Origin of the sequence: Flagellimonas onchidii (genome assembly GCF_004804315.1) — a bacterium.
Lineage (GTDB): Bacteria > Bacteroidota > Bacteroidia > Flavobacteriales > Flavobacteriaceae > Flagellimonas > Flagellimonas onchidii.
The window spans coordinates 23,035-36,737 of the sequence record NZ_SRXX01000025.1 but is presented as its reverse complement, the minus strand read 5'-3'; the positions used below and the strand labels follow the sequence as shown (position 1 = coordinate 36,737).

The 13,703-nt window shown below is 38.4% G+C and carries 7 protein-coding genes; 5 read left to right on the top strand and 2 right to left on the bottom strand.

Annotated features, from left to right (window positions below; genetic code table 11):
* Window positions 1-105: 105 nt before the first annotated feature.
* Together nrdG and E4661_RS17830 are read right to left on the bottom strand one after the other, a co-directional pair.
* Complete coding sequence (gene nrdG, locus E4661_RS17835; protein WP_136468828.1) at window positions 106-561, bottom strand: anaerobic ribonucleoside-triphosphate reductase activating protein; 456 nt, start codon at window positions 559-561, stop codon at window positions 106-108.
* A 294-nt stretch (window positions 562-855) separates the two neighbouring features.
* Window positions 856-1,452 carry an RNA polymerase sigma factor gene (locus E4661_RS17830; protein ID WP_136468827.1) on the bottom strand — a complete coding sequence of 199 codons (597 nt, stop codon included), beginning with the start codon at window positions 1,450-1,452 and terminating at the stop codon, window positions 856-858.
* Window positions 1,453-1,568: 116 nt separating this feature from the next.
* On the opposite strand from E4661_RS17830, the gene E4661_RS17825 reads away from it, so the two are divergent.
* The 5 genes from E4661_RS17825 to E4661_RS17805 all read left to right on the top strand — a co-directional run bounded on the left by E4661_RS17825 (window position 1,569) and on the right by E4661_RS17805 (window position 13,503).
* Complete coding sequence (locus tag E4661_RS17825) at window positions 1,569-2,738, top strand: FecR family protein (protein WP_136468826.1); 1,170 nt, start codon at window positions 1,569-1,571, stop codon at window positions 2,736-2,738.
* Between the two features lie 208 nt (window positions 2,739-2,946).
* Complete coding sequence (locus E4661_RS17820) at window positions 2,947-6,258, top strand: TonB-dependent receptor (protein ID WP_168796422.1); 3,312 nt, start codon at window positions 2,947-2,949, stop codon at window positions 6,256-6,258.
* A gap of 16 nt (window positions 6,259-6,274) precedes the next feature.
* Window positions 6,275-7,813: a RagB/SusD family nutrient uptake outer membrane protein gene (locus E4661_RS17815; RefSeq protein ID WP_168796421.1), complete on the top strand. Its 1,539-nt coding sequence runs from the start codon at window positions 6,275-6,277 to the stop codon at window positions 7,811-7,813.
* A gap of 232 nt (window positions 7,814-8,045) precedes the next feature.
* Window positions 8,046-11,411, top strand: coding sequence for a VCBS repeat-containing protein (locus E4661_RS17810; RefSeq protein WP_136468823.1), 3,366 nt, complete (start codon window positions 8,046-8,048; stop codon window positions 11,409-11,411).
* A 22-nt stretch (window positions 11,412-11,433) separates the two neighbouring features.
* Window positions 11,434-13,503, top strand: a complete 2,070-nt coding sequence (locus E4661_RS17805) for an alpha-amylase family protein (RefSeq protein ID WP_168796420.1) — start codon at window positions 11,434-11,436, stop codon at window positions 13,501-13,503.
* The last annotated feature ends 200 nt before the right edge of the window (window positions 13,504-13,703 follow it).

The window sequence follows — 13,703 nt, the reverse complement described above, 5'->3', positions numbered from 1 at the left end:
TTTGGCAAGTTCTAATAATCCTAACTTTGGTTTGATGATCTTTTCTTCTGTACTCATCTGACAAATCTAATTTAAGGGTTAAACTAATTTATTAAGATTGTCAGATTAAGTCTTAACTATTACAAATAAGTGATTGCATATTTTATTGGTCCTTACTTCTATGAATTTTTGATTGGTTTTTCTGTTGTTCAATCCCCCAAGGGATTGAATCCATTTTCCGGTTTTGATCCAAGTCAATTGCTGTAAAATGGCATCTTCAACATAGTCCTGACCCGTGTACAAACAAGTTTTGTAACCCTTTGCCTTGGCAAATTTCAGATGCTGAACGAGTTCATTTTGATGCCATTCCCCTCCCATAAAAAGGACGCAACTGGCAAATCCATGGTATTTATAAAGGATATTGGCAAACAGGTGGGGAGTAAGCTTTTCCCCATTGCCCTCCTTCCATAAAAATGGGGAATGGCAACCCTTGCAACGTAGGGGACAACCGGATATGCTAAAGCACAGGCTTATTTCTCCGGGTACTTCTTGAAGCACAATTTGCAATTGACTATAAAGCATAAAAAGACCTTTTTATCTTTTAAAATTATAAAAGATAAGATCTCATCAATAATCTCATTATATGAGTTATTAAAAAGGTTATTAACAAGCAAACTAGAAAAGATTCAAATCACTTGTAAGTCCATTATTTTTAATGCTTTAAAAGCTCTTTTTAAAGTTAAAAGTAACCTGGGAAAGAATAGATCTCTTTTCAAGACCTCTTATTTTAAATGGTCTTAATTGATCTATGGTACATTTGGAAATGCACTGCGGGTTTTTGATTATACTATCCTTAAGGCAAAAATTGAAATTAGGTTATTTGTTGAGTGAAAATTTTTGGCTCTGTAAATGGGTTTCAAAAAGTATGAACAGTATTGAAGTCAATTTTCCATCCAAGTTTTTTCTAAGAATGGTAAAAGCTTTACTAATATGGGCTTCCACGGTTTTAATGGAAACCTGAAGATAATTTGAGATTTCGATATTGGTCAACCCTTCTTTTCTGCTCAATAGGAATACTTGTTTGCATTTAGGGGGTAATTTCTGAATTTCTTCATTTATCCTTATCAATGCACTTTTCAATGTTTTTTCATCATAGCTTCGCACAGCTTTTTCGAGTGATTCAAAATATTTCTGTTCAAGATCCATAGTGGAACGCCTCTTTTTGTAAATATTCATAAACTCATTCTGGACAGACTTTAATAAGTAATTATGGAGTGAAGAGGAAATATTTATCTTTTTTCTTTTTTCCCACGTTCGCATGAAAACATTTTGTACAATGTCTTGGGCCATTTCCCAGTCATCGGAAATTGATAGAGCATAGGCAAATAAACTTTTGCTGTATTTTTCAACCAACAGAATAAAAGCTTCTTCCGAACCATTTTTCAATTCTTGGATTAAAAAAGATGGACCCATGGGGTTTTATTTACAAATGAGATTTTTTGGGAATAAAATACAAATATGAAAAAAAATGATTAAAAAGTTAGGGTATTGCAAAATGACATTGTCTTCTTTTAAGATTATTCTATGAAATGAGTTCAAAAAAGATAGAATTCTTAATCGTCAAATATCTTGTTAAAGAGATTACATCTGCAGAGCTGGATGTATTGAACGAATGGATAAAAGATTCTGAAAATGAAAAAATCTTGGATGAATATGTCAAGATACATTATGAAATTACGGCAGCAATGAATGAACCCGATATAGAAGCAATTAAGAAGAATCTCAGAAAAAAAATTAAGGACGAGAAGATTTCTTCTGCTAAAACTAAGTATCTAAAGTTTTTTAAGTATGCTGCGGTATTCGCTTTATTGTTTACAATAGGCTATTGGCACATTGGGCCCAAAACAATAGAAGAAACAAATAATACAGAGGTGACCAATAGTTTGTTGTTAGTGCCAGATGAAGAATCCATAACCTTACAATTGGATGATGGCAGTATCCAGCAAATAAGTTCTGGAGGGTCTAAAACAATATTGGATGCCGATGGCAATATTATCGGCAGTCAAGATGGGCAAAATATAAAGTACATGGGAGCTTCCAAAAAAGAGGAGTTGGTCTTCAATACATTGACCGTCCCCAAAGGTAGAAGATTTGAAGTGACCTTATCTGATGGTTCACATGTTTTTTTGAACTCTGCTTCATCATTACGATATCCGGTAAAGTTTATAAAAGGCTCTCCGAGGGAAGTTTTTATTAAAGGGGAAGGGTATTTTGATGTGACCGAAGATACGGAACATCCTTTTATTGTGCATGCAGATGATATGGAGATCAATGTTCTGGGAACAAAATTCAATGTGACCAATTATCCTGAAAAAGACAACATAAGTACCGTATTGGTCGAGGGCAGTGTAAAGCTCAATATGAAAGATGAACAGAAAAGTAGTTTTTTGGAGCCAGGGTTTAAAGCCGAATGGAATCGATTAGAAAAAAATGTGGTTTCAATGAAAAATGTCGATACAAGAATATATACGGCATGGACAGAAGGGAAATTGATATTTAGAAATGCCACTTTTAAACATATTAGACACACTTTAGAGCGTCATTATAACGTCGCTATTATAAATAATAATGAAGATTTAGATAAACAAAGGTTCGATGCTACCTTTGATATTGAGACTATCAATGAAATATTACAAACCTTTAATATTAGCTATGCTATTGATTTTAAAATAGTTGATAACAAAGCAGTAATAGATTAATTGAATATTCAGCTAAGCGAAAACCAACCAATAAAAAAATGATTATATGATTTGAACACTGTTTAAAGAAAAAAACCGGGAAATGTTGACGCCATTTCCCGATTAAAAATGATTTATAAATAATAAACCAATTAGAACATACGAAATTATGAAAAAAACCATGACTTTATGGGGTGGTGAGAACACTTTCATAAAAACTAATTTGAAAATGAAACTAACGTTACTTTTATTGATAGTTTCCTTGTTTCAATTAAAAGCCAACGATTCATATTCTCAGTCTACCAAATTATCGCTTGAAATGTATGGGGTAACTGTGAATGATGTCATAAGGGAAATAGAACATTTATCAGACTTCAAATTCCTCTATAATAGAGACGATTTGGATTTAGGGAGAATTGTGACTGTTACGGTAAACAGAAAGCGTGTTTCTACAATTTTAAAGAATATCTTTGATGGAACAGATGTAGATTTTGAAGTACACAACAAGCAGATTGTCCTTAAAAAGAAATTGGTTAAAGATGCTATAGATTCCTCTAATGTTCTTGATGCAGATGCACTACAGCTTTCAGTTTCGGGCCAAGTTGTTGATGATACGGGCGAGCCGCTTCCTGGGGCAAGCATAATTGAAAAAGGAACCACTAATGGAACACAAACCGATTTTGATGGCAACTTCAGTATTTCAGTTGCCGATGAAAATGCGACTCTGGTAATATCCTATATTGGTTTTGCGACGCAAGAAGTGTCCATTGCCGGACAAACGAATATCACCGTGACCCTTGTCGAAGATGCAGCGGGTCTGGATGAAGTTGTAGTTGTAGGATATGGTTCGCAATCCAAAAGAGATTTGACCGGTGCTGTTAGTACCGTTTCTACCGACGAGATAACAAAAATTGCTGCGGCAAACAGTACTGCACTCCTCCAAGGAAGGGCTGCCGGAGTAAGGGTAGAAGCGAATGGTGGCGCACCCGGTGATGGTGTGAGTGTAATCATCAGGGGTACCGGAACCTTTGGCAATGACCAGCCCTTATATGTGGTGGATGGGAACATTGTTGATGAAATCAGTTATTTGAACCCAAACGATATTGAAAACATCAGTGTTTTAAAAGATGCAGCGGCGGCGGCTATTTACGGAAGCCGGGCTGCAAATGGAGTGGTGTTGATCAATACCAAAAATGGAAGATCGGGAGATATTAGCATCACATTTGAATCCAAAGTGGGTTTCCAAAGCCCTACAAGTTTGCTTGATTTTACCAATGCCCGCCAATATGCGGATTATCATAACCAAGCGAGGGATAATGATGGCGATCCAAGGGCTGTGCCCAACGACACCGGTTTCGACCCAAGTATAGATACGGATTGGCAAGACCTTTCCTTGAATACCGCACTTTTTCAAGATTATAGCTTTAGCGCTTCTGGAGGTGGCGAAAAAGGTACATTCTATATCTCAGGACAGTATTTAGATCAAGAAGGTGTTGTGGTCGATTCTGGTTTTAAGCGTTACAATGTAACCGCAAACACAAGTTTGAGTAAGGGAAGGTTTTCAATGACCCAGAACTTGTCTATTTCCAGATCATTTACTAACAGGAACACTTTTTATGGAAGAGAACGTGGAGAAATTCCAACCATTCCGGTATTTAACGAAGAGAATGAAGGCGGATTTGCCGGAATTGAGCCTAATTTACATGGAGTGGCCAGAGGGATCAACTGGTATGGAAGGGCCATTCTCAATGATGACCAAACTACAACGGATAGAATTATCGGATCGGTCTCCCCACAATTTGAAATTATGGACGGGCTTACCTTTAAACTGAACTTAGGGCTAAATTATTTTGTGCGCAATGATTTTAATTTTGAACCAACCTTTTTCTTAAGTACCTCACAAGAAGCTTTTAATGATGTTGCTAGACTAAGGGAAGAATATACTCGTGGCCTCGGTATCCTCATAGAAAACACCTTAAATTACAAAAAGACCATTGCAGACGACCATAATATCGACGTATTGGTCGGTTTTACAAGGCAAACCAACGAAACAAGGTCTGTTGGAGGTCTTGGAACGGATTTTAACTTTAACGATTTTAGGGTGTTGGAAGCCGCCAACGATAATACTGATGTGTTCGGGCGTTTAGAGGAAAGTGCATTGCTTTCGTATTTGGGAAGGCTTAATTATGGCTATAAGAATAAATATCTATTGAGTGCCACCGTAAGACGGGACGGTTCTTCAAGATTTGGTTCGGACAATCGCTGGTCTGTGTTCCCTTCTTTTTCTGCTGGATGGACCATTAGTGAAGAATCATTTTTTCCTGAGGATGGTATCGTTAATTATTTAAAGTTTCGGGGTAGTTATGGAGAATTGGGATCTCAAAACATAGCTAATTACCAAACTGCCAGTGTCTTGAATATCAATAATTTTTATAATGTTGGAGGTCAGGTGCTTGGAGGAGCCATTGTTCGAGCATTGGCAAATCCAAATTTGGTATGGGAAACTACAAAGACCACCAACATAGGTTTGGATGCCCAACTTTTTGATGGGAAAGTATCTCTGGGCATGGAATATTATGTAAAAGAATCGGAAGATATTTTGGTTAATGTGCCTATTCCCGGTCATGGGGGACTTGGAGGTCAATTAATAAACAATGCGGCCACCATTGAAAACAAAGGATTTGAAGTCTTGGCCTCTTACCGGCACATTGCAGAAAATCCAGATGGCTTTAATTTTGATGTTAATGTCAATTTTAATACCCTAAAAAATGAGGTCACCTCATTGGGTGATGGTGTAAATCCGATAACTTCGGGATTTTTTACGCAACAGGGCTTTTCTGCTACCCGTACCGATGTCGGTCGTCCGGTAGGTAGTTTCTTTGGACATGTAGTTGAGGGGCTTTATCAAACCCAAGCCGAAATCGATGCTGATGGAAGAGGCGGAGGAGACGTTCAGTTGGGTGATATTAATTTCCTGGACTTGGATAACGACGGTGATATTGATGATGATGACAGAATGTTTTTGGGAGACGCTATCCCAGATTTTGAATATGGGATAAACTTTAATGCATCTTACAAAAACTTTGATCTGACCTTGTTTCTCCAAGGTGTTGTGGGGAATGAACTGTGGAATGCCAAAAGATACCATTATATCCTTGATGGAGCTGGTGGACCAAAGCTTACCGATGTTTTGAATGCATGGACCCCCGGTAATACTGATACCAATATTCCTCGATTGACCATTAGAGACCGGGCAAACAATAAGAGATCATCGGACTTTTTTATCGAAGATGGCTCGTATCTTAGGTTAAAGAATATACAGGTAGGGTATACCTTGCCATCATCTTATATTGAAACACTTGGGTTGTCCAGAGCTAGATTTTATTTGAGCGGTCAAAATCTATTGACCTTGACAGACTATACCGGATATGATCCAGAAATTGGTCGTTCTAATGGTGGAGGTCCTTTTGGTACAGGTGTTGATAGGAGGGCCTATCCACAGAACAAAAATGTGCTACTTGGTGTTCAACTATCTTTCTAATAAAAAAAGTGTTATTATGAAAATTAAAAAAATTAAAAAGGTTATTGCCTTTTCAATGGCAATACTATTTTCTGCGACTTTCAATAGTTGTGAGGAAGATTTAGAGCTTATTAACCCGAACCAACCAACTCCAGACTCTTTTTGGATGACTGCCGATGATGCCGAAGGAGGATTGGTGTCCGTTTATGCAGGTTTGCCCACAATAGGGATGTTCGGAAGAATGATGACAGGTATTCATTTGATACATCGATCGGATATCGCCAATACATTTCCTCAAGCCTTTGTTAATGATGCAGGGACCTTTTCTGTAACTCCGGACAATCCAAGGCTAAACGAACTGTGGACTGGGATATATTCCATAATATCTCCTGCCAATCAAGTAATTGCTCGGGTTCCCGATATAGAAATGGATGCGGGCAGAAAAGCAGAAATTTTGGCTGAAGCTCATTTTGTAAGAGGCTTTATATACTTCTACATAGTAAATTTATTTGGAGAAGCGCCGATGCCCTTATCGGAAGCACTGGGATTGGAAGATCTGTTTTTACCAAAATCAAGTGAAACGGAGCTTTGGGCCACTGTTGAAAGTGATTTAAGGATGGCACAAAACGGATTGCCACAAACACCACCACGTGGCGAAGTCGGCAGGGCTACTTGGGGAGCTGTAACAGCAATGCTGGGGAGAGCTTTATTGTACCAGGGTAAATGGGGAGATGCTGCTACAGAATTCAAAAAGATCATAGATTCCGGACTATATACCTTGACTGCCGATTACAACGAAAATTTCACAGAAACTGGAGTGAACAATGTAGAGTCGGTCTTTGAAATACAATTGGATGGTAACCCCAATGGAGGTTGGGGGCCAGGCCCAGGCGGCGACAATTGGAGAGGCCAGGCATGGGAACCAGACATTGCTCCAAGGGGATACACAAGTCAACAGAGTATGAGTGTCAACCAATGGGTACTAGATCTATTCTTGGCCCAGACTACCAATGGAGGACTTGAAGATCCAAGAGCTGCGCATACATTGATATGGGATTATCCTGGAGCTATGGTCTATCAAGATGCCTTTGCGGATGCTTTTACAGGAGATGATCTTACCAAAGTTTGGGTAAGAAAATATTTGAACTTCGAAAATGAAGGGTCATTATCGCCTGGAAGTTGGTCCGGAGATACCAATAATTTTAGAATTGCAAGATTGGCAGATATCCTTTTAATGTATTCAGAAGCAGAAAATGAAGTCAGTGGAGGTTCGGCAAGTGCCTTAGATGCATTGAACCAGGTTAGGGCAAGAGTCGATATGCCAGCATATGCAGGACTAGATCAAAGTGCACTAAGGGATGCCATCAGGGATGAAAGGGTTCGCGAATTGGCCATTGAGGGCCATCGTTTCTTCGATCTAAAGAGATGGGGAATACTAAGCGAAAGATTTGGCACGGGTTCCGAATTTAAATCCAATAGTGGTGCAGTATATTCAGATAAGTTTGAATTTTTGCCCCTTCCCAGAAGAGATGTGGATTCTAACCCAAATTTAGATCAAAACCCACTTTATAACTAAAATGAGTGCGCATAATAAAAGAATAAGTTTGAGTTAGTTTTTTTTTTCGATGAGGCGGCCCCTAAACTTTAGGGGCTTGTCTTATTTGTATTTTCCCATGACCATAAAAATTTGAGTTCCCACAATTATTATTCTTATAATGGTCGAACAATTTTTAAGTTGTAAATGAGGCTCCGTAAAATGGGTTTTGTTCGTAAACTTTATCTGTAACTAAATTTAAATCTTGACGTGCATGATAACTGATTTTTTTCTAGCGCTAAAAAAGAACAATCTATTCAAACCTATATTGATGTTTTTGGTTTGTGCCCTTTTGGAGTGCAATAAAGATGATAAGGGTACAGGTATAATATTCGAACAATTAAAGTCTACTAGTTCAGGTATTACATTTAGTAATGATATTGCCATTACCAATACCCTTAACTACAATACTTTCCCTTACATATATATGGGTGGCGGAGTAGCTCTCGGAGATATCAACAATGATGGATTGACAGATGTTTTTCTTACCGGAAATATGGTGCCCAACAAACTTTATTTGAACAAAGGTAACATGAAGTTTGATGATATCGGTCATAAGGGTGTAATCCAAGGAGATTCTAGATGGTATACGGGCGCAACAATGGTAGATATAAATATGGATGGTCTTCTGGATATCTATGTGTGCGTGTCAGGTGTTGGCACTAATACGGCCAATCAACTTTTTATAAACAACGGAGATTTGACATTCACAGAAAAGGCAGAAGAATATGGAATAGCCGATAAAAGCAATTCCATACAATCAACTTTTTTTGATTATGACAATGATGGGGATTTGGATCTGTATGTATGTAATTACCCAATAATACCCCTTACACAGCCGAATCACTATTATTTTGAGAAAATGCAGTTTAAAAATAAAGAGGAATCGGGTCATTTGTATAAAAATCAAGGAAATGGAAAGTTTGTTGATATGACCGAACAATCAGGGGTGCTTAATTTTGGTCTTTCATTAGGTGTCATTGCCTGTGACTTCAATAATGATGGGTGGCAAGATTTATATATTTCAAATGATTTCAATGTTCCAGATTATTTCTATTTAAACAATGGTAATGGTACTTTCAAAGAAATAGTGAAAGAGGCGACCAAACAGACCTCTATGTTCGGGATGGGTGTGGATGCCGCGGATTTCAATAATGATGGCCTAATGGATTTATTACAAGTAGACATGACCCCAGAAGACCACTACAGATCAAAGACCAATATGGCCAGCATGGACCAAAAAGCTTTTGAACATGCAGTATCCATAGGATTTCATCATCAGTATATGCAAAATAGCCTTCAAGTGAACAATGGTGCTAATTCTGATGGAGTTCCAATTATGAGCAATGTGGCCCGGCTCACCGGTATGGCCACTACAGATTGGAGTTGGGGGGCATTGTTCGCAGATTTTGACAACGATGGATTAAAGGATATTGTGATTACCAATGGCATGAGATTGGATGTTAACAATAATGATCTATTAAGTACGGAGAATGCAACAACTATCGTCCCTAAAAAGATAGATATGCATGATGCTCCCGTGACACCAATTGAAAATTATCTGTACAAGAATAAAGGCAACTATGCATTTGAAAATGTTTCGCAAAAATGGAATGCAAATCTTAAGGGGTTTTCAAATGGAATTGCCTATGGAGATTTAGATAACGATGGAGATTTGGACATGGTGGTAAACAATATTGACGAAAAGGCAACCTTGTTAAAAAACAATATTTCCAATAGTAATTTTTTAAGAATCAAGCTAAAAGGTCCTGCTGAGAATCCTTTGGGGATGGGGGCAAAAATTAAACTGACAACAGAAAATTCTACACAATGGGTAGAGCAGACTTTGACAAGAGGGTTTCAATCAAGCATAGAACCCATAGCACATTTCGGATTGGGAAAAGAAAACAAAATAGAAGAATTAAAAATCATATGGCCTGATGGCAAAGTTGAATACCAAAGAAATTTAAACCCCAATCAAACAGTACAATTGGAATATTCCAAAGCCACAGAGGAAATCCAGAACAAACAAAAAACAGAACTCAAATTTAAGGACATTACCCCAATGACCGGAATAGACTACGTCCACATTGAGGATGGATATGATGATTTTTTAGTAGAGCCATTACTCCCACATAAGAACTCACAAGAAGGGCCAGGATTGGCCGTAGGGGATGTAAATAATGATGGGCTTGAAGACTTTTTTATTGGAAATGCCCGAAATAAAGAAGAGGTACTGTTCCTACAAAGCCCAAATGGCCGTTTTAAAAAAATGCCGGGGCCGTGGAATGAAGACCATACCTATGAAGATACCGGGGCCATATTTTTTGATGCGGACAATGATGGAGATCAAGATCTTTATGTAGTGAGTGGTGGAAATAGTATAACTCTCGAAGACACCTATTACCAAGATCGCCTATATATCAATACTCCAGATGGATACATAAAATCAGAAAGTGCTTTGCCAAAAATAAGTTCCAGTGGGCTAAAAGTAGTTCCTGCCGATTACGATGGAGATGGGGACATGGATTTATTCGTTGGGGGAAGAATAAAGCCGGGGCATTACCTTCAACCACCCATAAGCTATCTTTTAAGGAATGAGGGAGGAGAAAATACCGATGTTGTGTTTAAGGATGTAACTCTGGAAAAAGCGCCAGAGCTTCAGAAAATAGGCCTTGTGACCGATGCTTTGTGGCACGATTACAATGAAGACGGAAAAGTAGACCTGATATTGACAGGAGAGTGGATGCCTTTGACGTTTTTTGAAAACGACGGTGAAAATCTTGTGAACATTACGGACAAGTTGAACATGGATAATACTCTGGGATGGTGGTACAGTTTGGCAATAGAAGATTTGGACAACGATGGCGATAAGGACATCATTGCCGGAAACCTTGGGCTAAACAGCAAATATAAAACCAACAAGAAATCCCCTTTTGAGATTTATGTTAACGACTTTGATGGTAATAAAAGACAGGATATTGTACTGGGTGTAACCAAAAAAGGAGTCAAGTTGCCCGTACGGGGAAGAGAATGTTCCTCACAGCAAATACCAATCATCAAAAAGAATTTTAAGACATATGAACTATTTGCTTCCGCTAGCTTGGAAGATATCTATGGAAAAAAAATGCTGGAACAATCTATACATTATAAGGCAAATACCTTTGCCCATCATTGGTTTGAAAATAAAGGAGGCGGAAAATATGACAAACATCCATTGCCGATAGAATCCCAACTTTCTTCAATTAATGATATTGTATTTCTTGATTATGATGGAGATGGTTATAAAGACATGTTAGTTGCAGGAAACTTATATAGTACCGAAGCGGAAACTCCTCGAATGGATGCGGGTGTTGGACTTATATTAAAGAACAATCAAAATGGAAAATTTCATCCCGTGTCTTTTATAGAAAGTGGCTTGCTATTAAATAATGAGGTGAAGAACATTATGGGCCTTAAACTAGGTCGGGATAAGCAAGCTTATATTTTTGCCATTAATGATGATAAATTAAAAGTAATCGCTTTTGACAATCAGAATAATGGTGATTCAAAAATCGCAATGACCCAACTTAATCAATAAATGCTTAATTAAAATGCATATTATGAAAAAAATATTCACATCTGTAGCAATAACCTTACTAGGGTTATATGCAGCTTTTGCCCAAAATAAAATAAGCAATCGGGAAGGTACCCGACAGATACATTTGGATTTCCACACCTCGGAACTCATTGAGAACATTGGTTCTGAGTTTTCCAAGGTACAATTTCAGGAGGCTCTTAAAACCGCCAAGGTCAACTCCATCAATATTTTTTCAAAAGGGCATCACGGATGGTCATATTATGAAACCAAAGTGGGGAAAAAACACCCACATTTGAATTTTGATCTTTTAAAAGAGCAGATAGAGGCATGTCATGAAATAGGTGTAAGGGCCCAGGCCTACTATACCATTGGTTGGTCGGCCAAGGATGCAAGGGAACATCCAGAATGGATCATCAAAGACAAAAACGGAAAAGAGATATGGTTCGGGTCAGGGCTTGACGATGATATTCGAAAGGGTGAAAAGCTATACCCCTTCTATTCGTGGGCCACACTTTCCCCTGAAGGAGGTTACCTAGAACTGATACTGGCCGAGGTCGAAGAATTGGCAAAAAATTATGACCTGGACGGTTTTTGGTTTGACATTGTGCCTTTTCAGTACCCTAATTATAGTGAGCTTGGAATGAAAGACCTCAAAGCCAATGGGGTTGATATAAACGATGCCAAGGCCGTGGAAAGGCACCACATTAAAAAAATGAAGGTTTTCCTCGATAAGACTCGTGAAATTGTAAAGAAATATAGGCCAGATGCTTCCATATTCTACAATTGGACCACCCATTTCAGTATTCCCCAAAGCTTGGATTATCAATTGGAACAATACAATACCAAATTGGACCTGGAAGATCTCCCAACCACTTGGGACGGTTACGATCTGTTCCCGTTAAGGGCCAAATACTACGGCAATTTGGATATGGACTATGTGGCAATGAGCGGTAAGTTCCATACTGCATGGGGGGAGTTTGGAGGATTCAAACACAAAGATGCAATTTGGTACGAAGCAGCCTCCATGGTCGCCTTTGGTGCCAATGTAAACTTTGGAGACCAACTCCACCCATCGGGAAAAATGGATATGGGAACATATCAGAATATAGGGTATGCTTTTGATTATGTGGAAAAAATTGAGGATTATGGTATCGGAGCGGATCATGAGGCAACCGTTGGAATGTGGTTTGCCAATAAAAAGGAGTTTGATGAAGGCCTTACCCGAATGCTGTTGGAAAACCAGATAAATTTTGTGATGGCCAGTAACCGTAAGGATTGGTCTGGAATAGAGGTGGTCATTCTCTCGGGGGGTGTGGAATTGGGTCCAACAGATGTCAAAAGGCTACAGAATTTCCTTGATAATGGAGGCAAACTTTTGGTAATGGGCAAAAGCGCATTGGACAAAAAGAACAAGAAATTCCATTTTGACTTGGGGGTCAAATACAAAGGAGAGGCAGCATATGATGTGGATTACACAATTGTCGGGGATAAAATTTCAAAAAACCTGGTGCGCTCACCATTTTTGAACTACGAACCTTCATTTCGTGTTGAAACAGAAAAAGGAACCGAGGTTTTGGCCCATTTGCGCGAACCTTTTTTTAACCGCAGAATCAATTCCTATTCCTCGCACCAGAACACACCGTATCAATCCAAAAATGCAGAACATCCAGCGGTTACAAAAAAAGGGAACATTGTTTTCATTGCAAGTGATTTGAGCAAGGGCTATTTTGAATTGGGGGCCAGGGTACATCGGGACCTTTTCAGCAACAGCCTTTCATTGTTGAGAACATCGCCCATGGTAGAAGTAGATCTGCCAAGCGCGGGCCGGATCAACCTGCTGCACCAACCTGATGACAAAAGGTATGTGTTGCATTTGCTTTATGCTTCTCCACACCAACGTGGCCAAGCTCAGGTAATTGAAGATATAGTCCCATTGTATGATGTTCCTGTTTCCATTGATTTAAATAAGCAAATAAAAAAGATTTATGCCGTACCGTCAATGAAACCTGTTGCCTTTGAGAAAAGCGGAACCAACTACAGTTTTAATGTTGAAAAACTAGAAGGGCATACCGGAATAGTGTTCGAGTATTGATTTAAACTTAGAGGTGATAGCTTTGCTAGGACTATAGAGATTTGTTACCATCCCCAAATTCTCTATAACTTACTTAAAAAGGTACATGTCAAAGATATCATGAAAATGGATGAACGGAACTTCCATTTCAAAATATATTATCAATCACTTAAAACTTTAAAAGAAATTCCGGCAAAAATTAATCTTACACCTAAAGTTTA

What these genes read in the sequence shown, in the direction of transcription:
- E4661_RS17810 (WP_136468823.1), top strand. Translation starts at nt 8,046, where the DNA reads ATGATAACTGATTTTTTTCTAGCGCTAAAAAAGAACAATCTATTCAAA.
- E4661_RS17820 (WP_168796422.1), top strand. Translation starts at nt 2,947, where the DNA reads ATGAAACTAACGTTACTTTTATTGATAGTTTCCTTGTTTCAATTAAAA.
- nrdG (WP_136468828.1), bottom strand. Translation starts at nt 561, where the DNA reads ATGCTTTATAGTCAATTGCAAATTGTGCTTCAAGAAGTACCCGGAGAA.
- E4661_RS17815 (WP_168796421.1), top strand. Translation starts at nt 6,275, where the DNA reads ATGAAAATTAAAAAAATTAAAAAGGTTATTGCCTTTTCAATGGCAATA.
- E4661_RS17805 (WP_168796420.1), top strand. Translation starts at nt 11,434, where the DNA reads ATGAAAAAAATATTCACATCTGTAGCAATAACCTTACTAGGGTTATAT.
- E4661_RS17830 (WP_136468827.1), bottom strand. Translation starts at nt 1,452, where the DNA reads ATGGGTCCATCTTTTTTAATCCAAGAATTGAAAAATGGTTCGGAAGAA.
- E4661_RS17825 (WP_136468826.1), top strand. Translation starts at nt 1,569, where the DNA reads ATGAGTTCAAAAAAGATAGAATTCTTAATCGTCAAATATCTTGTTAAA.